This window comes from Pseudomonas sp. S2_C11 (genome assembly GCF_054668395.1).
On record NZ_CP162765.1, the window covers coordinates 1,046,474 to 1,067,174 of the forward strand.

A 20,701-nucleotide genomic window follows, 5' to 3' on the forward strand; every position below is an offset into this window, starting at 1 on the left:
GGGAGGAAACAGGTCAGTTGGTATAGACCGGGCCGACACCCAGGCCCCAGACAATCACGGTGAACGCCATGATCGCCACCAGCACCACCAGCCCAACCGCGAGCACCGAGCTGGAAAACAGAAAACCTTCATCCGAAGGGATGTTCATGAACGTCGGCAAGCCGACGTACAGCAGATACACCGTGTAGCAGATGGCGGCCGTGCCGACGATCATCCCCAGCCACATGTGCGGATACAGCGCCGCCAGGCCGCCGACGAACAACGGTGTCGCCGTGTAAGTGGCAAACGCCACGCAACGGGCCAGGCTTGGATTGGCGTCATAGGTGCGCGCCATCCAGTGCACGAAAGCGCCCATCACCGCGACCCCGCCGAGCATCGCCAGGTACGACATAATGGTCATCCACAAGGCGCTTTCGAATGTGAGCATCACCGGCGCGCGATTGCCGATCACCCAGCCGACCTGGGTCGTGCCGATGAACGCCGAAACAGCGGGGATCGCCGCTAGAATCAGCGTATGCGTCAGGTACATGTGGCTGATGCTTTCCTCTTGGTCGCCACGGATCTCCTTCCATTCCTGATCGGGGTGGGTAAACAGTCCCACTACGTGATGGATCATGCCATTCACTCCTCTTGTCATTGCCATCGCCCCCCAACGGAGCGCCTACGGGCCAAGATGGCCGAGCAAATACAGGTCTTCAGATGTGTGCGACCTTATGTCGCAGTATAGAAAGGACTCCAACGCACCGGTATGCCGGGCTTAGAGCAAATCGCGCTGTAAACGGGATGGATAATCGCCTCGGGGTCTTGCGCGGGAAGGCATTTTTGGGGTTGAAACACTTTTTGTGGCGAGGGGATTTATCCCCGTTCGGCTGCGCAGCAGTCGCCAGCCCATTCAGCGCGCAGTGTCAGGCATTACGAGTTCCCAGGTTTTGGGGCTGCTTCGCAACCCAGCGGGGATAATTCCCCTCGCCACAGATGCTTCGCGCTACCGGGGTTTTTGCGTAAAATGCCGGCCTTTCGTCACACCTCACGGATTTCGCGTCATGGGCACTCTTACGGTCAACCAGAACAAACTGCAAAAGCGCCTGCGCCGCCTGGCCGGCGAAGCGGTCGCCGATTTCAACATGATCGAAGACGGCGACAAGGTCATGGTCTGCCTGTCCGGGGGCAAGGACAGCTACACCATGCTCGACGTGCTGATGCACCTGCAGAAGGTTGCACCGATCAAGTTCGACATCGTCGCGGTGAACATGGACCAGAAACAGCCGGGCTTTCCTGAGCACGTGCTGCCGGCCTACCTGAAAGAACTGGGCATCGAGTACCACATCGTCGAGAAGGACACTTACTCGGTGGTCAAGGAACTGGTGCCGGAAGGCAAGACCACCTGTTCGCTGTGCTCGCGCCTGCGTCGCGGTACCCTGTACACCTTTGCTGACGAAATCGGCGCGACGAAAATGGCCCTCGGTCATCACCGCGACGACATCGTCGAAACGTTCTTCCTCAACATGTTCTTCAACGGCACCCTGAAAGCGATGCCGCCGAAGCTGCGCGCCGACGATGGCCGCAACGTGGTGATTCGCCCGCTGGCGTACTGCAACGAGAAGGACATTCAGGCCTACTCGGACTTGAAGCAATTCCCGATCATCCCGTGCAACCTCTGCGGCTCGCAGGAAAACCTGCAGCGCCAGGTAGTCAAGGAAATGCTCCAGGACTGGGATCGCAAGACCCCGGGCCGTACCGAATCGATTTTCCGCAGCCTGCAGAACGTGGTGCCATCGCAACTGGCCGACCGCAACCTGTTCGACTTCACCAGCCTGAAGATCGACGAGACTGCAGCTTCGCGCTTCGTTAACGTCGTCAATCTGTAAACACCTTCAAATGTGGGAGCGAGCCTGCTCGCGAAAGCGGTGTGTCATTCAACTGATTGGTTGACTGAGACTCCCTCTTCGCGAGCAGGCTCGCTCCCACATTGGTTTCTTCGCTTCATTCAATAGGAGAGGGCATGCGCGATTACAAGTGGCTGCACGAATACTGTCTGAACCGTTTCGGTTCGGCGGCTGAACTGGAAGCCCATCTGCCCGTTCCCAAGACCCCCACGCAACTGCGCAAGATCCGCGATGACCGCTATCTCTCGACCATGGCCTTGCGGGTTTTTCGCGCCGGGCTCAAGCACAGCCTGGTCGACGCCAAGTGGCCGGCGTTCGAAGAGGTGTTCTTCAAGTTCGATCCGGAAAAAGTCGTGCTGATGAGCGCCGAGCACCTTGAGCGGCTGATGCAGGACGCGCGGATCATCCGCCATCTGGGCAAGCTGAAAAGTGTGCCGCGCAATGCGCAGTTCATTCTCGATGTGGAAAAGGACAAGGGCAGCTTCGGCGCATTGATCGCCGACTGGCCGGTGACCGATATCGTCGGCCTGTGGACGTACCTGAAAAAGCACGGCCACCAACTCGGCGGGCTGTCGGCGCCACGCTTTTTGCGCATGGTCGGCAAGGACACGTTCGTGCCGAGCTACGACGTGGTCGCGGCGCTTAATGCGCAGAAGATCGTCGACAAAGTGCCGACCAGCCAGCGCGATCTGGCGACGGTGCAGAACGCGTTCAACCAGTGGCATGAGCAGAGTGGCGGACGGCCGATGAGCCAGATTTCGATGATGCTTGCCTATACCGTCAACCATTAAAACCGCGTCGCTGCATTCGCGAGCAGGCTCGCTCCCACCTCTGGAATGCATTCCCTGTGGGAGCGAGCCTGCTCGCGAAAGCGGTTGGTCAGGCGACGCTGATCTCGCCTTCGCCAGCCAATTTGCGATTCAACTGATAGCGCCAGCGCACATACAGCAGCGCCGAGCAGAACACCGCCAGGCTCGCGGCCATTTCCAGCAGGCCGAACAGCTGCCGGTTGGGGTCGTACGCCGCCAGAGCGCCTTTGATGAAGTACAGGTTCACCACAAAACACATCCACGAATGGCCACGGGCGCTGCCCATGATCATCGACGGGGCGAGGACCAGCCACGGGATCAGTTCGACCAGCAGAATCACCCAAGGCCGCGCGCCATGCAGATCGGCGAACAGCAGGTAATAAACAGCGAGCAGACCGGCGAGGGCGAAAAAGCTCAGCAGGCTGAGCACGCGCATCGCCTTCACCCGTGGCTCTAGCCACTCTATCGAGGGCAGGACTTTCGGCTTCTTCGCCATCAGCCCACCAGCTTCTGTGCGGTTTTCGCCAGGCGCAGACCAAGTGCGCGACACAGCGCCACTTCATGCTGATCAAGACCGTTCTTGCCGTCGGCACCGGCATGATGGCTGGCCCCGTAAGGCGTGCCGCCACCTTCGGTTTCGAGCAGGGCCGATTCGCTGTAGGGCAGGCCGGTGATCAACATGCCGTGATGCAACAGCGGCAACATCATCGACAGCAGCGTGGTTTCCTGACCGCCGTGCAGGCTGGCGGTGGAGGTAAACACGCCGGCCGGTTTGCCGACCAGCGCGCCAGTCAGCCAGAGGTTGCTGGTGCCGTCGAGGAAGTACTTGAGCGGCGCGGCCATGTTGCCGAAACGCGTCGGACTGCCCAAGGCGAGGCCGGCGCAGTTCTTCAGATCATCGAGGCTGGCGTAGAGCGCGCCTTCAGCGGGAATGTCCGCCGCCACTGCTTCGCACTCGGTGGAAATCGCCGGCACCGTACGCAGACGCGCTTCCATTCCAGCCTGCTCGACGCCACGGGCGATTTGCCGGGCCATCTCGTTGGTCGAACCGTTGCGGCTGTAATAGAGAACCAGAATGTACGGCGTGCTCATGGCAACAACTCCAGCACGTTTTCCGGTGGGCGACCGATGACGGCCTTGTCGCCGACTTCCAGAATCGGCCGCTCCATGAGTTTCGGGTGCGTGGCGATGGCGTCGATCAGCTGCTGCTCGCTGAGACTGGCATCCGACAGATTCAGGGTTTTGTATTCCTCTTCACCGCTGCGCAGCAGCTGTCGCGCGCTGATCCCGAGCTTGCCGAGCAGGGCCTTGATCTGCGCGGCGCTGAGCGGCGTTTCCAGGTAGCGCACGACATTCGGATGCAAGCCGCGGGCTTCGAGCAGTTCCAGCGCGCCGCGGGATTTCGAGCAGCGCGGATTGTGATAAAGCGTCAGATCGGTCATGGCGGGTCGCTTCTGGCGTAAAGTGGCGGCTATTCTAACTGTGCGGCGCGCAATCCAGAACCGTCAGAGGCGATGGGTCGCAGGCGCTTTCGAATTTTCACAAGGAACACGACATGACACGGCGATTGGCAGCGGCATTGACGATTCTCGGGGCGTTGATGCTGGGGGGCTGCGGTAATGATTACGGCATCGACCAGAACGGCCAGAAGGTAGCGTCCGAACGTCTGGACAAGCAGTGGGTGGTGCTCAATTACTGGGCCGAATGGTGTGGCCCATGCCGCACGGAAATTCCCGAGCTGAATCATTTGGCTGATGAGCTCAAGAGCAAGAACGTCGGGGTGTTCGGGGTCAATTTCGACAACGTGCAGGGCGCGGAGCTGAAAGACGCAAGCGAAAAACTCGGCATCAAGTTCACCGTGCTGGCGCAGGATCCGGCCGAGCTGTTCGACCTGCCGCGCAGTGAGGCGCTGCCGGTGACGTTCATCATTGATGACAAGGGCAAGGTGCGTGAGCAGTTGCTGGGTGAGCAGACGGCGGCGGGGGTGATGGCGAAGCTGGAGGCGTTGCGGAACAAGTAACCTGTGGCGAGGGGATTCATCCCCGTTGGGTCGCGAAGCGGCCCCATGCGCAGTTCCAGGCGAACTGCAAACTCAGGGCTGCTACGCAGCCCAACGGGGATGAATCCCCTCGCCACAGGTAACCCCTGTGGGCACAGAAGGGGCTTAGCCCTCTTCCAGCCACCAGCGCAACGGTTTGCCTTGAGCCGGCCAGAAGCGTATCTGCTCGATGGGCGAAATGTCCCAGCGCTCGACTTTTTCCAGCGCCTGCAGGAACCGTTGTTCCTGCTCCATCAGCGCCGGGGCGCAGAGCTTGCGGGTCTTGCCGATCTTGCCGAAGCTCAGCTTGTCGCCGTCCTGCGTGTACGGCGCGAACCAATGATTACAGCCGCCGTTGCCGTAGGCGCGGCCGTCATCGCCGAGGGTCACGGTCAAATGGCTGTAATCCATCAGTGGCCGCTCGCCGATCCATTCCAGAATGTAGCTGCGGTTGTGCTGCAGTTGTACCGGCTCTGCGGCGCAACCAGCCAGGCCGACACCGATCAGTGCGGTCAGGGCGAGGCGTTTCATCATGCAGGCTCCTGGCATTTCGGGCACAGGTGCCTGTCGCCAGCGGTTTTCCAGCCGAGCTCGGCGATGCGCGCAGTGGCGGCGGGTTTCTCGGCGGTTTTGCCGAGTTTGGCATCCACGGCGAATTCGAAACTCAGCTCTTTCGCGCAGCTGTCGCAGTTGACCTGCCAGGTGTGAATGGCCAGTTCGCCAAACACCGGGCCTGTGGTCATTGCGGTCCATTGGCCTGGCGGATTGATCAAGTGGCGGACCGTGTCGACGGTCAGGCGCATGGACAAATCCTTGCTGCCTTTGAGGGTGACCAACAGGGCATCGCCGATGCGGATCGAGCCACCGTTACCGGTCACCTGATAGCGGCCCGGAACGAGGGCGCGGCATTCGGTGAGGGTGTGTTGCGGGTTCATCAGGGTGTAGCGGAAATCGTGTTCGACCATGGGTCCTCCAAATATGCGCGACATGCTAGCACGGGCTCGATTGCAGAATGATGCACGCGTGCGACCTTCGATCCGGTTCAAATGCGCCGACAGTCATGGCAAACTGCCGGCCCCCGAATCTGAAGGAACGGAACATGGCGCTGATCGAATGTTATGAATGCAAGCGGAGCATCAGCTCCGAAGCGCTGGTGTGCATTCACTGCGGCGCGCCGATGGCCGAGCACGCCGCCATGCAGGCGCAATCGACGGCGGCACCGGTGCAAGCCGCGACGATTTCCTTCGGCAGCCTGCCACGCAACAACGCAGTGCCCGAGGCGGTTGTGCCGCCAGTGTCCGAGCCTTTACCCAAAGTGATGCCGGCAGCGGCGGGGCGTCGCCGTCGTCAGCAGGCTGCGGAACAGGCGCGCCAGGAACAACAACCGCTCAACGCCGATGGCAGTCGCCCGGTGGAGGGCTGGCTGAAAATCATGGTGTTTCTGTTGCCAGCGTTTTTCGTCTGGTTCCTGCTGCGCAACGGCCATTCGAGCAAGCAGCGCCTGCTCGGTTTTGGCTGGCTGGGCTTGCTGATCCTGGCGTCTTCGCTGTCCAAGTAAAACGGTTCAACCCTCGACCTGGTTCTGCGGCGCACCTGCCGCCCAGGTCGCGATGTTGTGCAGGGTGGTCGCGGCAATCGCGCCCAGTGCTTCGCGGGTCAGAAACGCCTGATGCGCGGTGATGATCACGTTGGGAAACGTCAGCAGACGCGCCAACACATCGTCCTGCAACGGCAGGTCGGAGCGATCCTCGAAAAACAGCTGCGCCTCTTCCTCGTAAACATCCAGCCCCAGATACCCGAGTTGACCGTCCTTGAGCGCGTCGATCAGCGCTGGCGTGTCCACCAGCCCGCCACGCCCGGTGTTGATCAGCATCGCCCCCGCCTGCATGTGCGCCAGTGAGTCGCGATTGATCAGATGCTTGCTCTGCTCGTTGAGCGGGCAATGCAGGCTGATGATCCGTGATTGCGCGAGCAACGCCGGCAGGCTCAGATAACGTGCGCCCAACGCCAGCACCTCGGGATTGGGATACGGATCGTAGGCCAGCAATTCACAGCCGAAGCCGTGCATGATTTTCGCGAAGGTCGCACCAATCTGCCCAGTGCCGACGATGCCGACGGTTTTGCCGACCAGATCGAAACCGGTCAGGCCATGCAGGCTGAAATCGCCTTCGCGGGTGCGGTTGTAGGCACGGTGCAAGCGACGATTGAGGGCGAGGATCAGCGCCACCGCATGTTCGGCCACGGCATGCGGCGAGTAGGCCGGCACACGAACCACGGCCAGGCCGAGGCGTTTCGCCGCCGGCAGGTCGACATGGTTGTAACCGGCCGAACGCAGGGCAATCAGCCGCGTGCCGCCAGCCGCGAGGCGTTCGAGCACCGGGGCGCTGAGGTCGTCATTGATGAACGCGCAGACCACCTCGTGCTGCTCGGCCAGCGCCGCCGTATCGAGGCTCAGTCGCGCAGCTTGAAAATGCAATTCGAGCCCGGCCGGGCAGTCGGCGCCGAGAAAGCTGTCGCGATCGTAGGTCTGACTGCTGAAAAAGATTGTGCGCATGAATCCTCCTGGAACATCGACGCGGGCCGCAATTGCCCGCGACAACTGTAGCGCTTTGCGTGTGCAGCGCCTTGCCGTGGATCAGGCGCTGATGCGCGCCTGCGCCGCGAGTCGATTGATCGAGCGCTCCAGTTCATCCAGCGCGGCGGCGGCTTTCGGATCGTCCTGCTTGAGCAGGGTTTCGCTGCGCTGGCAGGCGGCGCGCAGTTGCGGCACGCCGCAATAACGGGTGGCGCCGTGCAAACGGTGCACGCGTTCAAGCAGGGCATTATGGTCGTGGCTGTCACGGGCGGCGCGAATCGCTTCGCGGTCGGCTTCCAGCGAGGCCAGCAGCATGGCGAGCATGTCTGTCGCCAGATCCGCTTTGCCCGCCGCCAGGCGCAATCCTTCTTCGTGATCGAGCACCGGCAGTTCCTGCTGACTCGCCGCGCTGTCGCCGTTGCGCTCCGGCGCCTGATTGCGCAGGGCCAGCCCGGTCCACTTCAACACCACCTGCGCCAGTTGCCGCTCGCTGATCGGTTTGGTCAGATAGTCGTCCATGCCGCTTTGCAGCAGCGCGCGTTTTTCGTTGGCCATGGCGTGGGCAGTGAGGGCGACGATCGGCAGCGGCGTGCAATGCCGCTCGCTTTCCCACTGGCGAATGGTTTCAGTGGTCTGGCGACCGTCCATGCCCGGCATCTGCACGTCCATCAGCACCAGGTCGAAAGATTCGCTCTGCACGGCTTTGACGGCCGCGTAACCGCTTTCGACCGCGAGCACTCGAGCGCCCATGTCTTCGAGCAGGGTCTGCACCAGCAACAGATTGGCCGGGTTGTCGTCGACACACAGCACGCGCGGCGCACGGCTGGACAGCGGCTCGCCCGGTTCGCTGCGGGTCTGGCGCGGATTGACCAGATCGGACAACGCCCGGCGCAGCTTGCGCGTACACGCCGGTTTGGCTTGCAGCTGGCTGTGCGGGTTGGGCACTGACAGATGAAACAGCGTCTGTTCGGTGGTCGGGCACAGCACCAGCACTTTGCAGCCCAGATGTTCAAGGTCCCAGATGTGCTGATTCAAACGCTCCGGGAGCATGTCGTTGCTGGTGATGCCGATCACCGCCAGATCGATCGCCTGATCGGTCTGATGCGCGCCGGTAACGCCATTGCTCAGGCTCTCCAAAGTATTGAACGGCGTAACTTGCAGTCCGCAGTCTTCCAGCTGATGTTGCAAGGCCTGACGCGCCAGTTCGTGATTTTCCAGTACTGCCACGCGGCGTCCGAGCAATGGCGCGGCGGGCAGGTCTTCGGCGTCGTCGCGAGTCTTGGGCAGGCTCAGGCTGATCCAGAATTCCGAGCCCTCGCCCGGCGTGCTGTCGACGCCGATCTCGCCGCCCATCTGCTCGATCAGGCGCTTGGAAATCACCAGCCCCAGCCCGGTGCCGCCGGGTTGGCGCGACAGCGAATTGTCGGCCTGACTGAAAGCCTGGAACAGCGCGCGGACATCCTGATTCGACAGGCCGATGCCGGTGTCCTGAATGCTGATGCGCAGTTGCACGCTGTCTTCGTGTTCGTCTTCGAGCATCGCCCGGGCGACGATGGTGCCTTCGCGGGTGAACTTGATCGCGTTGCTGACCAGATTGGTGAGGATCTGCTTCAGGCGCAGCGGATCGCCGACCAGCGACAGCGGCGTGTCGCGATAGACCAGACTGACCAGCTCAAGCTGCTTGGCGTGCGCGGCCGGGGCGAGAATGGTCAGGGTGTCTTGCAGCAGGTCGCGCAGGTTGAACGGAATGTGATCGAGCACCAGTTTGCCGGCCTCGATCTTCGAGAAGTCGAGAATCTCGTTGATGATTCCCAACAGGCTGTCGGCAGACTTTTCGATGGTGCCCAGATAGTCGAGCTGGCGCGGGGTCAGTTCGCTTTTCTGCAACAGGTGAGTGAAGCCGAGAATGCCGTTCAGCGGCGTGCGGATCTCGTGGCTCATGTTGGCGAGGAATTCGGATTTGATCCGACTGGCTTCCAGCGCTTCTTTGCGTGCCAAGTCCAGTTCGATGTTCTGGATCTCGATGGTTTCCAGATTCTGCCGCACGTCTTCGGTGGCCTGATCGACGCTGTGCTGCAATTCTTCGCGAGCATTCTGCAGGGTGCCGGCCATGCGGTTGATGCCCGAGGCCAGTTCGTCCAGCTCCTGGCTGCCGAGGGGCGGCAAGCGGGTTTCCAGATGACCGTCCTTGAGCTGCGCAACTGCTTGTTTGATCTGGCTCAGCGGACGGTTGATGGTGCGGCCCATGCGCAACGCGAGGAGGGCGGCGCCAGCAAGTCCGGCGGCGATCAGCAGCAGGCTGGCGAACAGGCTGCGATAGCCGCGCAGCAACATGCCGTTGTGCGACAGCTCCAGCTCGACCCAGCCGAGCAGGCGTTCGGATTCTTCGGGAATGATTTCGCCGGCGAGGTTGCGATGCTTGCCGAACACCGGCATCAGGTAGCGCGTCGCGTCATTGCCGCTGCGTCGTTGCAGCAGCGCGCTGTCGCCGCTCGGGGCCTGATTGAGCATGGTCGGGCCGGCGTGGGCCAGTGGCGAGCGGTCCGCCGCGAGGAAGGTCACCGCACGCACGTCGGGTTGTTCAAGGGACTGGGTGGCGATGCGTTCAAGCAGATCGGCGTCGCCGTGACCCATCGCCGGCGCCACCAGCGGCGCCAGTTGCTCGGCGATCATTTCGCCGCGCTGCATCAATTGGCTGTGCAGGTCGGTCTGCTGCGTCCAGGTGAAATAGCCACCCAGCACCAGCGCCATCAGGCTGGTCGGCAACAAGGTCAGCAACAGCACGCGACCTTTGATTCCCAGTTTCTTGAGCACGCCTATCTCCCGCATCCCGCTGATCTGTTGACACATGCGTGCATCCGGCACGCGACATGGGCGCAGTGTAGCGATTTGCAGGCGGGCAATCTTGCGGAAAATGCAGCGCCGCCGACGCACTCGTTCGTCCGACAGGCCAAGCTTGTGTTGCCCGCTGTCGGACAATCTTGAATAATCCGCCAACTGAGAATTACTTGCAGATACTCATGACTCCTGTTTCCGTTTGCCAGCCACGCATCCTTTCCATTGAAGACGACCCGGTCCTCGGCGCGTATGTGCACGAGCATCTGGGCCGCAGCGGTTTTCAGGTGACCTGGTGCCAGAACGGCCAAGAAGGTCTGAACATCGCCCAGCGCCAGCCTTTCGATGTAGTGCTGATGGATATTCTGCTGCCGGGGCTCGATGGTCTGCAGTTGTTGACGCAATTGCGGCAGAGCCATTCGACGCCAGTGTTGCTGATGTCGGCGCTGGGTGCCGAGGCCGACCGCATCAGCGGTTTCCGCCTCGGTGCCGATGACTATCTGCCCAAGCCGTTCAGCATGGCCGAGCTGCATGTGCGCATCGAAGCGATCCTGCGCCGGGTGGCCCTGGATCGGCGCCCGCCTGCGGTTACCGCTGCGGTGGTCAGCGGCACCCTGCGTTTCGATGACGAACACTGCGACGTGTTCTTCGGCGAGCAAGCGGCCGGGTTGACCCGCAGCGAATTCCGTCTGCTGGAAACCCTGCACCGCAACAACGAGGAGGTGCTGAGCAAAGCCTTCCTTTATCAGCATGTCCTGCAACGCGGCTTTGCGGCGCATGACCGCAGCCTCGACATGCACATCAGCCAGATCCGCCGCAAACTCAAAGCCATCGGTTACACCGAGCGCGAAGTGCGCACGGTGTGGGGCAAGGGCTATGTCTTGAGTGGCGCCAATGAAACTGTCTGAGCTGCCGGGGCGGCATTCGCTGTTCTGGAAACTGGCGTGCCTGCTGGTGGCGTTCTGTCTGCTGATGATCTGGCTGAGCTGGTCGTGGGGCCGCTACATGGAGGAGCGCAATCAGTTCCTCTCCAGTGACGCCCGCAGCACCCTCAGCCGTTATGCCGCGCAAGCCGAACAGGCGTGGCAGCGCGGCGGGCGCAATGGCGTCGATGACTGGTTGCAGAGCATGGAATTGCGCGAGGCCAGTTGGGTCGGGGTGATCGGCGCTGATTTGCAGTCGCTGAGCAGCCAGCCGTTGAACGCCGCGGAGGTGCAGCACCTGACCTTCCTGCGCGGCCTCGACTGGCCGATCCACAAGAAGGGCCGACCTTGGCTGCGGGTGCCGTTCCCGCAGGATCCGGCCGCCGGCATTCTGGTCATCGAGTTGCCCGAGCGCTTTGTTCCGGGCAAGTACCGGGTGTTCTGGCGGGTGATCACCAACGGCGTGATTCCCGGGCTGTTCACCCTGTTGCTCTGTGTCGGCCTGTATCGCCTGCTGGTGGTGCCGCTGAACAACCTGCGCGAACAGGCCAACGCCTGGCGCGCCGACCAGTTGAATGTGCGCCTGTCGAGCGGCATCACCCAGCGCCCGGATGAACTCGGTGAACTGGCGCGGGCCTTCGATTCCATGTCCGAGCGCCTGCAAACCACCGTCGCCTTGCAGCAGCAGTTATTGCGCGACTTGTCCCACGAACTGCGCACGCCGCTGAGCCGTCTGCGTGTGGCCAGCGAAAGCGAACAAGGTCTGCCGCAGCTACGCGAGCGCATCGGCCGCGAGGTCGACGGCATGCAGCGGCTGGTCGAAGACACCCTGCAACTGGCCTGGCTCGACACCGACCGCTCGCCGTTACCAAATGAAGCGATCCAGATTCAGGCACTGTGGGAAATGCTCACCGACAACGCCTGTTATGAAAGCGGCTGGCCGAGCCTGCAATTGCAATGCTCGGTCGAAGCTTCGTGTTGGGTGCGCGGCAACCTCAATACCCTCGCGCAAGCGCTGGAAAACATCCTGCGCAACGCCATTCGTCACTCGCCCGAGGGCGGCATCGTGCGGCTCGATGCACGGCGCGATGGCGAGTATTGGCATTTGTGGCTTGAGGATCAGGGCGGCGGCGTGGCTGACGAAGATCTGCAGCGGATCTTTTCGCCGTTCATTCGATTGGACGGATCGAGACCCGGGGATGGTGGCTTTGGCCTGGGCTTGAGCATTGCGCGTAATGCGGTGCAGCGCCAGGGCGGGTTGCTCTGGGCGCAAAACACCGGGGCGGGGCTGCGGTTGAATTTGCGCTTGCTGGCGGATGATGGCGTCGCCCATGCGGACGCCTTCGCGAGCAGGCTCGCTCCCACAATGGCTGTGCATTCACCGCAGATCGCATAAGCAAAATTCATCCCCTGTGGGAGCGAGCCTGCTCGCGAATTCAAGCATCACCACAAGAACTGAGTGTTACTCAAATAAAAGTCGCACCACTGGCGCGACTTTTATTTGCTTATTCCCATAAACCATAAGCACCGCACTTTGCGTGATATGGCCTGCGCGGGTTTGCCGGTATGATAGGCGCCCCCGCACGTCTGGATTGCGAATACGCCATGACCTTGCAGTACCCAACCATCGCCGATTGCGTCGGCAACACGCCGCTGGTGCGTTTGCAGCGCCTGCCCGGCGCCACCAGCAACACCCTTTTGCTCAAGCTCGAAGGGAACAACCCGGCGGGTTCGGTCAAGGACCGCCCGGCGTTGTCGATGATCACTCGCGCCGAGTTGCGCGGGCAGATCAATCCCGGCGATACGCTGATCGAGGCGACCTCCGGCAACACCGGCATCGCGCTGGCGATGGCCGCTGCGATCAAGGGTTACAAGATGATCCTGATCATGCCGGACAACTCCAGCGCCGAGCGTAAAGCGGCGATGACTGCTTATGGCGCCGAGCTGATTCTGGTGACTCAGGAAGAGGGCATGGAAGGCGCCCGTGATCTGGCCCAGCGTATGGAAGCCGAAGGCCGTGGCAAGGTGCTCGACCAGTTCGCCAATGGCGACAACCCCGAAGCGCACTACACCACCACCGGCCCGGAAATCTGGCGTCAGACCCAGGGCAGCATCACCCATTTCGTCAGTTCGATGGGCACCACCGGCACCATCATGGGCGTGTCGCGCTACCTCAAAGAGCAGAGCGACAGCGTGCAGATCGTCGGTCTGCAACCGATGGAAGGCTCGGCCATTCCCGGCATCCGCCGCTGGCCGCAGGAATACCTGCCGAAGATCTATCAGGCTGACCGCGTCGATCGCATCGTCGACATGGCGCAAAGCGAAGCCGAAGACGTTACGCGGCGTCTGGCCCGCGAAGAAGGCATCTTCTGCGGCGTGTCCTCGGGCGGCGCGGTGGCAGCGATGCTGCGCCTGTCCAGAGAAGTTGAAAACGCGGTGATCGTCGCGATCATCTGCGACCGTGGCGACCGTTACCTGTCGACCGGCATTTTCGACGCGCCGAACTGATGGCCAAACACGAGAGAGGCCTGCGCTTCCAGCCCACCGGCGGCAGCAAGGCGCCACAGATCCCGACCGGCAAAAAGCAGCGCTTGAACATCGAGCGCCTGGCCAATGACGGTCGCGGTATCGCGTTTTTCGAAGGCAAAACCTGGTTCGTCCTCGGCGCCCTTGCCGGTGAAGAGGTCGAAGCGCGGGTGCTCGGCGCCCACGGCAAAGTGGTCGAGGCGCGCACCGAACGCGTGTTCAAGGCCAGCGAGTTGCGGCGCCCGGCAGCATGCCCGCACTTTGGCCGCTGTGGCGGTTGCAGCGTTCAGCACTTGCCCCACGACGAACAGCTCGCCCTGAAACAGCGCATGCTCGCCGAGCAATTGTCGCGGGTGGCCGGTCTCGAACCTGAAGAGTGGGCGGCGCCGCTGAGCGGCCCGGAATTCGGTTACCGTCGGCGCGCGCGCATCGCCGTGCGCTGGGACATGAAGGCAAAAAACTCGAAGTGGGTTTCCGCGCTGCCGGCAGTCAGGACATCGTCGCGATCAGCGAATGCCCGGTGCTGGTACAGCCTTTGCAACCGATCATGACCCGCTTGCCAGAGATGCTGCGGCGCTTGAGCAAACCGCAGGCGCTGGGCCATGTCGAGTTGTTCAGCGGCTCATCTCTGGCGCTATTGCTGCGGCACATGGCGCCGTTGTCCGAAGCGGATCTGAGCATTCTCAAGGATTTCTGCCAGTTCCATGAAGCGCAGTTGTGGCTGCATGGCGAAGGTGAACCGCAACCGGTCGAAGCCGGTCAGAGCCTCGGCTATCGCCTGGAACAGTGGGATCTCGAGCTGGCGTACCGGCCGGGTGACTTCGTTCAGGTCAACGCCGGGGTCAACGAAGCGATGATCGCTCAGGCTCTGGACTGGCTTAAACCGACGGCTGAAGAACGCGTGCTCGACCTGTTTTGCGGGTTGGGAAATTTTGCGCTACCGCTGGCCAAAAGCGTCCGTGAAGTGGTGGCGGTGGAGGGTGTGCAGACCATGGTCGAGCGTGCCGCTGCAAATGCCATCAGTAACAATTTGCATAACACAAAGTTTTTTCAAGCCGATTTATCCCAGCCTTTGAGCGATGCCCAGTGGATCGGAAACGGCTTTTCTGCGGTACTCTTGGACCCACCGCGTGACGGTGCTTTCGAGGTGGTGCGCAAGCTCGCGACCCTGGGTGCCAAACGGTTGGTATATGTGTCGTGCAATCCGGCCACGCTGGCGCGCGACACGCAGGAATTGATCAAGCAGGGCTACCGGTTAAAACGTGCCGGGATTCTCGATATGTTTCCTCAGACGGCACATGTCGAGGCCATGGCGTTATTTGAAGCGAGCCAGGACGGCTCGTCTGAATCCGTCTGATCTGTCCGCGCAGCGCTCGCCTGAGCCCCGCGAGCGCGAACGGACGCTGAGGATCAGCGATTTGACGCATTGAATCTGCGTCGTAGGGAAGGTAAAGCAGCATGGTACAGGTGAGAGCACACCAGCCGATCAACACCGACGGCAGTATCAATCTCGAGGCCTGGCTCGATCACGCGGTCAGTGTCGATCTGGCACTGGATCGCGAGGCCTTGAAAGAGGCCTGCGAGTTCGCTCGCGAGGCCGAACAGCAGTCCAACGCGAAGAAGAATCTGTGGGCCGAAGGCTCCGGCAGTTTCAGCACTGGCCTTGAGATCGCCGAGATCCTCGCCGACCTCAAGCTCGACCAGGATTCGCTGGTCGCCGCCGTTTTGTATCGCGGCGTGCGCGAAGGCCAGATCGAGCTGGCGGCCATCGGCCAGCGCTTCGGTCCGGTGGTGGCCAAGCTGATCGACGGCGTGCAGCGCATGGCGGCCATCAGCGCCAGTCTCAGCCCACGGCAATCGATGGTCATGGGCACCCAAGGGCAGGTCGAGAACCTGCGCAAGATGCTCGTGGCCATGGTCGATGACGTGCGCGTTGCGCTGATCAAACTGGCCGAACGCACCTGCGCCATCCGTGCGGTGAAAACCGCCGACGATGAAAAGCGCAACCGCGTCGCTCGCGAAGTCTTCGACATCTATGCGCCACTGGCGCATCGCCTCGGCATCGGTCACATCAAATGGGAACTGGAGGACCTGTCCTTCCGTTATCTGGAACCCGATCAATACAAACAGATCGCCAAGTTGCTCCACGAGCGGCGGCTGGATCGCGAGCGCTTCATCAGCGATGTGATGACCCAGCTCAAGGACGAACTGCAGGCCACTGGTGTCGATGCCGACATCAGCGGCCGGGCGAAACACATCTACTCGATCTGGCGCAAAATGCAGCGCAAGGGTCTGGAATTCAGCCAGATCTACGACGTTCGCGCCGTGCGCGTGCTGGTGCCGGAAATGCGCGACTGCTACACCGCGCTCGGTATCGTCCACACCCTGTGGCGCCACATCCCGAAAGAATTCGACGACTACATCGCCAACCCGAAAGAGAACGGCTACCGCTCGCTGCACACGGCGGTGATCGGCCCGGAGGGCAAGGTCCTCGAGGTACAGATCCGCACCCACTCCATGCACGAAGAAGCCGAACTTGGCGTCTGCGCGCACTGGCGCTACAAGGGCACCGACGTCAAATCCGGCTCGAACCATTACGAAGAGAAAATTTCCTGGCTGCGTCAGGTGCTCGAATGGCATGAAGAGCTGGGTGATATCGGCGGTCTGGCCGAACAGTTGCGCGTCGACATCGAGCCTGATCGCGTTTACATCTTCACTCCCGACGGACACGCCATCGACTTGCCGAAAGGCGCGACGCCGCTGGATTTCGCCTATCGGGTGCACACCGAAATCGGCCACAACTGCCGGGGCGCGAAGATCAACGGGCGTATCGTGCCGTTGAACTACAGCCTGCAGACCGGCGAGCAGGTCGAGATCATCACCAGCAAGCACGGCACGCCGAGCCGCGACTGGCTGAACCCGAACCTCGGTTACGTCACCACCTCGCGCGCGCGGGCGAAGATCGTTCACTGGTTCAAGCTGCAGGCTCGCGATCAGAACGTTGCGGCCGGTAAAACCCTGATCGAGCGCGAACTCAATCGCCTCGGCCTGCCGGCGGTGGATTTCGACAAGCTGGCCGAAAAGGCCAACATGAAAACCGCCGAAGACATGTTCGCCGCCCTCGGTGCCGGCGACCTGCGTCAGGCGCATCTGGTCAACCTCGCGCAGCAACTGGTCGAACCGGAGCGCGGCAACGAACAACTGGAACTGATCCCGCGCAAGGCGACCGGTTACAAGCCGGGCAAGCGCGGCGATATCCAGATCCAGGGCGTCGGCAACCTGATGACGCAAATGGCCGGTTGCTGCCAGCCACTGCCGGGCGATGCGATTGTCGGTTACATCACCCAGGGCCGGGGCGTGAGCATTCACCGCCAGGACTGCGCCTCGGTGCTGCAACTGGGCGGGCGCGAGCCGGAGCGGATCATCCAGGTCAGCTGGGGCCCGGTGCCGGTGCTCACCTATCCGGTGGACATCATCATCCGCGCCTACGACCGTTCCGGGCTGCTGCGTGACGTCTCGCAGGTGCTGCTCAACGAGCGCATCAACGTGCTGGCGGTCAACACCCGCTCGAACAAGGAAGACAACACCGCGCTGATGTCGCTGACCATCGAGATCCCCGGTCTGGATGCGCTGGGGCGGCTGCTGGGGCGGATTTCGCAATTGCCGAACATCATCGAAACCCGGCGTAACCGTACCCCGTGATGCAATTGATTGTTCCCTGTGGGAGCGAGCCTGCTCGCGAAGAGGGCGTGTCAGTCGACATCTTTGTTGCAGACACAGCGCTTTCGCGAGCAGGCTCGCTCCCACAATGGTTTTGTGGTGAGACAGAAAAATGATGTACAGCCTCGAAGACCTGCTCCATCTGATGTCCCGTCTGCGCGATCCGCAGTTCGGTTGTCCGTGGGACATCAAGCAAACCTACGCGACCATCGTCCCGCACACCCTCGAAGAAGCCTATGAAGTGGCCGATGCCATCGAGCGTGGCGATCTCGACCATTTGCAAGGCGAGTTGGGCGATCTGTTGTTTCAGGTGGTGTATTACAGCCAGTTGGCCAAGGAAGAGGGACGGTTCGAATTCGCCGGGGTGATCGATAGCATCACGCGTAAACTGATCCGTCGTCATCCGCATGTGTTCCCGACGGGCGATCTGTACGCGCCGCTCGACGTGCCGCGCTTGAGCGAAGAGCAGGTCAAGCAGCGCTGGGAAGAGATCAAGGCCGAAGAGCGTGCCGAGAAAGCCTCCGCGCCCGAGCAGTTGTCCTTGCTCGACGACGTGCCGGCCACCTTACCGGCACTGTCGCGCTCAGCCAAGTTGCAAAAACGCGCCGGGCAGGTCGGTTTCGACTGGCCGGACGCTTTGCCGGTGCTCGACAAGGTTCGCGAAGAGCTCGATGAAGTGCTCGAAGCCATGTCCGAAAACGATCCGGTGGCGGTGGCCGACGAGATCGGCGATCTGCTGTTTTCCGTGGTCAATCTGGCCCGGCATCTGAAGGTCGATCCGGAAACCGCCTTGCGCGGCGCCAACGGCAAGTTTGAAAGACGTTTCCGTTTTATCGAACAGGCATTGCGCGACACCCACCGTCCCATGGAAGATTGCACCCTCGAAGAGTTGGACGCCCTGTGGGGCGAAGCCAAACGCCAGGAAAAGAATGAGCCCAGCTGCGGCTGAGCCGTTGCCCAAGTGAGTAAGCATTGATGAGCCTTTCCCTTCGCGACCAGTTGCTCAAAGCAGGCCTGGTCAACCAAAAGCAGGCCAAGCAGGTCAGCAAAGACAAGCAGAAGCAACAGCGCCTGGCTCACAAAGGCCAGGCCGAGCTGGACGATTCGCAGCAGCGCGCCGCCCAGGAAGCCATGGCCGAGAAGGTCAAGCGCGACCAGGAGCTTAACCGTCAGCAGCAGGAGAAGGCCGAGGCCAAGGCCCGCGCTGCGCAGGTCAAGCAGTTGATCGAAGTCTCGCGTCTGCCCAAGCTGACCACCGAGGACTACTACAACTTCGTCGACGACAAGAAGGTCAAGCGCATCTCGGTCAACACGCTGATGCGCAACAAGCTCAGCAGCGGTTCGTTGGCGATCGTGCACCACAACGGCGGCTATGAAGTGATCCCCCGTGAAGCGGCGCTGAAGATCCAGGAGCGCGACCCGCAGCGCATCGTCCAGCTCAACGTGCAGACCGAAGAGGTCAACGCTGAGGACGATCCGTATGCGGCGTACCAGATCCCTGATGATCTGATGTGGTAAAGCCTCGGCTGTAACAACGACGAACCCCGCTCATGGCGGGGTTTGTCGTTTTCAAATGCTGTGTTGTTTCAGGCGGACTTCAGTTCTCTTTGCTGTTCCTGCACTTCCAGTTCAGCCTTGTAGTTGTGGGCATCGATCTCGTTGTGGAACATGCCGACCAGCAAGTCTTGTTGATGCACATCCCAGATACGGATGCCGGCGGCCAGGCCTTCGTGGGACATGTGTGAATCGTCGCGTTCAGTTACTTTTACAGTCATCTGCTAGCTCCAGATCTCAAGTTACTGCACCAAGGCATGTGCAGGACTCTGTTATAGGATTTGGTAGCCAGCTAAGTAAACCGCCAATTGGCGCAAGGTGTTGTTGCGAATTTCGCAACAAAGCTGCAGGCCGCGTAAACCGCGACATTCGGTCGCAGGGCGGTAAGTTTCATGACAGAAGTTTCATCTCCCGACACCCGGAAACCCACTGTGGGAGCGAGCCTGCTCGCGAATTCGGTGGGTCAGACGACGATAGGGTGACTGGAATATCGCATTCGCGAGCAGGCTCGCTCCCACAGGGTTTTGCGGTGTACCTGCTATATTCTGCAGACGAAAAAAAAACGCCCCGAACCAGTCGGGGCGTTTTTTGTGTGGCTCAGCAGCGGGAAATTATTTGCCTTCCCAGCGCTTCAGCACCAGCGTGGCGTTGGTGCCGCCGAAGCCGAAGCTGTTGCTCATCACGGTGTTGATGGTGGCGTTCTCGCGGGTCTTGGTCAGCACCGGCAGATCGGCCACTTCCGGGTCGAGCTCGTCGATGTTGGCGGAGCCGGCAATGAAGTTGCCTTCCATCATCAGCATGCAGTAGATCGCTTCGTGCACGCCGGCGGCGCCCAGGGAGTGACCGGACAGGCTCTTGGTCGAGCTGATCGCTGGAGCCTTGTCGCCGAACACTTCACGCACACCTTTCATTTCCGCAACGTCGCCGACCGGAGTCGAAGTGCCGTGGGTGTTCAGGTAGTCGATCGGGGTGTCGACGGTGGACAGCGCCTGCTGCATGCAGCGGATCGCGCCTTCGCCGCTTGGGGCAACCATGTCGTAGCCATCGGACGTTGCGCCGTAGCCAACGATCTCGGCGTAGATCTTCGCGCCACGGGCCAGAGCGTGTTCCAGCTCTTCAACGACAACCATGCCGCCGCCGCCAGCGATGACGAAACCGTCGCGGTCCTTGTCGTAGGCGCGGGAAGCTTGTTCCGGGGTGTCGTTACGCTTGCTGGACAGAGCGCCCATCGCGTCGAACAGGAACGACTGGCTCCAGTGCTCTTCTTCACCGCCACCGGCGAAGACGATGTCCTGCTTGCCCATCTGGATCTGTTCCATGGCGGTACCGATGCAGTGAGCACTGGTGGCGCAGGCAGAAGCGATGGAGTAGTTCAGGCCCTTGATCTTGAATGGCGTGGCCAGGCAAGCGGAAACGGTGCTGCTCATGGTCCGCGTTACACGGTATGGGCCAACGCGCTTCACGCCTTTCTCGCGCAGGATGTCCAGCGCTTCCATCTGGTTCAGCGTGGAAGCACCACCGGAACCAGCGATCAGGCCAGTACGCGGGTTGGACACTTGCTCTTCGGTCAGGCCGGAGTCAGTGATGGCGTCTTTCATGGCCAGGTAGGCGTAAGCCGCTGCATGACCGACGAAGCGATAGATCTTGCGATCGATCAGCTCTTCAAGGTTGAGGTCGATGGAGCCGGAAACCTGGCTACGCAGACCCATTTCAGCATATTCCGGGTTGAACCGGATGCCAGGGCGGCTTGCACGCAGGTTAGCGGAGACGGTCTCTTTGTCATTGCCCAGGCACGAAACGATGCCCAGACCAGTGATAACGACGCGGCGCATGCG

20 protein-coding genes and 1 pseudogene are annotated in these 20,701 nt (G+C 61.4%); 11 read left to right on the plus strand and 10 right to left on the minus strand.

Annotation, left to right across the window (positions count from 1 at the left end; genetic code table 11):
* Positions 1-13: 13 nt before the first annotated feature.
* Complete coding sequence (locus tag AB4N48_RS04855; RefSeq protein ID WP_016773629.1) at positions 14-616, minus strand: Yip1 family protein; 603 nt, start codon at positions 614-616, stop codon at positions 14-16.
* Between the two features lie 427 nt (positions 617-1,043).
* Here AB4N48_RS04855 and ttcA point away from each other — a divergent pair, with 427 nt between their 5' ends.
* Together ttcA and AB4N48_RS04865 are read left to right on the plus strand one after the other, a co-directional pair.
* On the plus strand, positions 1,044-1,868 hold the full coding sequence (ttcA, locus tag AB4N48_RS04860) for a tRNA 2-thiocytidine(32) synthetase TtcA (protein ID WP_024013975.1): 825 nt from the start codon (positions 1,044-1,046) through the stop codon (positions 1,866-1,868).
* Positions 1,869-2,002: 134 nt separating this feature from the next.
* Complete coding sequence (locus AB4N48_RS04865; protein ID WP_056788117.1) at positions 2,003-2,677, plus strand: DNA-3-methyladenine glycosylase I; 675 nt, start codon at positions 2,003-2,005, stop codon at positions 2,675-2,677.
* Positions 2,678-2,765: 88 nt separating this feature from the next.
* Here the strand turns inward: AB4N48_RS04865 and AB4N48_RS04870 are convergent, their stop codons facing one another.
* From AB4N48_RS04870 to arsC, 3 genes are read right to left on the minus strand one after another with little or no spacing between them, the layout of a single operon-like run.
* Positions 2,766-3,191, minus strand: coding sequence for a DUF2069 domain-containing protein (locus AB4N48_RS04870; RefSeq protein ID WP_056788119.1), 426 nt, complete (start codon positions 3,189-3,191; stop codon positions 2,766-2,768).
* Entirely contained in the window at positions 3,191-3,787 is a 597-nt protein-coding gene (wrbA, locus tag AB4N48_RS04875; protein ID WP_076563848.1) for an NAD(P)H:quinone oxidoreductase, read from the minus strand. Before wrbA ends, AB4N48_RS04870 begins: the two co-directional genes overlap by 1 nt.
* Positions 3,784-4,137, minus strand: a complete 354-nt coding sequence (arsC, locus tag AB4N48_RS04880) for an arsenate reductase (glutaredoxin) (protein ID WP_460094892.1) — start codon at positions 4,135-4,137, stop codon at positions 3,784-3,786. The genes wrbA and arsC overlap by 4 nt, the downstream gene beginning before the upstream one ends.
* A 113-nt stretch (positions 4,138-4,250) precedes the next feature.
* Here arsC and AB4N48_RS04885 point away from each other — a divergent pair, with 113 nt between their 5' ends.
* Complete coding sequence (locus tag AB4N48_RS04885) at positions 4,251-4,715, plus strand: TlpA disulfide reductase family protein (RefSeq protein WP_460094893.1); 465 nt, start codon at positions 4,251-4,253, stop codon at positions 4,713-4,715.
* 144 nt (positions 4,716-4,859) lie between these two features.
* Here AB4N48_RS04885 and AB4N48_RS04890 read toward each other — a convergent pair whose 3' ends face one another.
* Both AB4N48_RS04890 and AB4N48_RS04895 read right to left on the minus strand, forming a co-directional pair.
* On the minus strand, positions 4,860-5,264 hold the full coding sequence (locus tag AB4N48_RS04890) for an META domain-containing protein (protein WP_073472192.1): 405 nt from the start codon (positions 5,262-5,264) through the stop codon (positions 4,860-4,862).
* Positions 5,264-5,698: a hypothetical protein gene (locus tag AB4N48_RS04895; RefSeq protein WP_460094895.1), complete on the minus strand. Its 435-nt coding sequence runs from the start codon at positions 5,696-5,698 to the stop codon at positions 5,264-5,266. Before AB4N48_RS04895 ends, AB4N48_RS04890 begins: the two co-directional genes overlap by 1 nt.
* Positions 5,699-5,832: 134 nt before the next feature.
* Here AB4N48_RS04895 and AB4N48_RS04900 point away from each other — a divergent pair, with 134 nt between their 5' ends.
* On the plus strand, positions 5,833-6,291 hold the full coding sequence (locus AB4N48_RS04900) for a hypothetical protein (protein WP_310217775.1): 459 nt from the start codon (positions 5,833-5,835) through the stop codon (positions 6,289-6,291).
* Positions 6,292-6,297: 6 nt separating this feature from the next.
* On the opposite strand, the gene AB4N48_RS04905 is transcribed toward AB4N48_RS04900, so the two are convergent.
* Positions 6,298-7,287: a 2-hydroxyacid dehydrogenase gene (locus tag AB4N48_RS04905; RefSeq protein WP_460094897.1), complete on the minus strand. Its 990-nt coding sequence runs from the start codon at positions 7,285-7,287 to the stop codon at positions 6,298-6,300.
* Between the two features lie 81 nt (positions 7,288-7,368).
* Positions 7,369-10,122, minus strand: coding sequence for a response regulator (locus AB4N48_RS04910; RefSeq protein WP_460095548.1), 2,754 nt, complete (start codon positions 10,120-10,122; stop codon positions 7,369-7,371).
* A 206-nt stretch (positions 10,123-10,328) separates the two neighbouring features.
* Between AB4N48_RS04910 and AB4N48_RS04915 the strand changes: the two genes are divergently transcribed.
* The 7 genes and pseudogenes from AB4N48_RS04915 to AB4N48_RS04945 all read left to right on the plus strand — a co-directional run bounded on the left by AB4N48_RS04915 (position 10,329) and on the right by AB4N48_RS04945 (position 18,830).
* Positions 10,329-11,051 carry a response regulator transcription factor gene (locus tag AB4N48_RS04915; RefSeq protein WP_460094898.1) on the plus strand — a complete coding sequence of 241 codons (723 nt, stop codon included), beginning with the start codon at positions 10,329-10,331 and terminating at the stop codon, positions 11,049-11,051.
* Positions 11,038-12,462 carry a histidine kinase sensor domain-containing protein gene (locus AB4N48_RS04920; protein ID WP_460094899.1) on the plus strand — a complete coding sequence of 475 codons (1,425 nt, stop codon included), beginning with the start codon at positions 11,038-11,040 and terminating at the stop codon, positions 12,460-12,462. Before AB4N48_RS04915 ends, AB4N48_RS04920 begins: the two co-directional genes overlap by 14 nt.
* Before the next feature lie 209 nt (positions 12,463-12,671).
* A complete protein-coding gene (cysM, locus tag AB4N48_RS04925) occupies positions 12,672-13,574 on the plus strand; it encodes a cysteine synthase CysM (protein WP_041479583.1) in 903 nt (300 codons plus the stop codon).
* Positions 13,574-14,949 (plus strand): annotated as a pseudogene (gene rlmD, locus AB4N48_RS04930) (23S rRNA (uracil(1939)-C(5))-methyltransferase RlmD). The gene cysM and the pseudogene rlmD overlap by 1 nt, the downstream one beginning before the upstream one ends.
* A 101-nt stretch (positions 14,950-15,050) precedes the next feature.
* Complete coding sequence (gene relA / locus AB4N48_RS04935; RefSeq protein ID WP_041479585.1) at positions 15,051-17,294, plus strand: GTP diphosphokinase; 2,244 nt, start codon at positions 15,051-15,053, stop codon at positions 17,292-17,294.
* 133 nt (positions 17,295-17,427) lie between these two features.
* A complete protein-coding gene (gene mazG, locus AB4N48_RS04940; RefSeq protein ID WP_024013963.1) occupies positions 17,428-18,261 on the plus strand; it encodes a nucleoside triphosphate pyrophosphohydrolase in 834 nt (277 codons plus the stop codon).
* A gap of 26 nt (positions 18,262-18,287) precedes the next feature.
* The gene (locus tag AB4N48_RS04945; RefSeq protein WP_016773645.1) at positions 18,288-18,830 is read left to right on the plus strand and encodes a DUF2058 domain-containing protein; all 543 of its coding nucleotides are present in this window, start codon (positions 18,288-18,290) and stop codon (positions 18,828-18,830) included.
* A 68-nt stretch (positions 18,831-18,898) separates the two neighbouring features.
* On the opposite strand, the gene AB4N48_RS04950 is transcribed toward AB4N48_RS04945, so the two are convergent.
* Together AB4N48_RS04950 and fabB are read right to left on the minus strand one after the other, a co-directional pair.
* Positions 18,899-19,087 carry a hypothetical protein gene (locus AB4N48_RS04950; protein WP_016773646.1) on the minus strand — a complete coding sequence of 63 codons (189 nt, stop codon included), beginning with the start codon at positions 19,085-19,087 and terminating at the stop codon, positions 18,899-18,901.
* Positions 19,088-19,477: 390 nt separating this feature from the next.
* On the minus strand, positions 19,478-20,698 hold the full coding sequence (gene fabB / locus AB4N48_RS04955; protein WP_016773647.1) for a beta-ketoacyl-ACP synthase I: 1,221 nt from the start codon (positions 20,696-20,698) through the stop codon (positions 19,478-19,480).
* Positions 20,699-20,701: the final 3 nt, after the last annotated feature.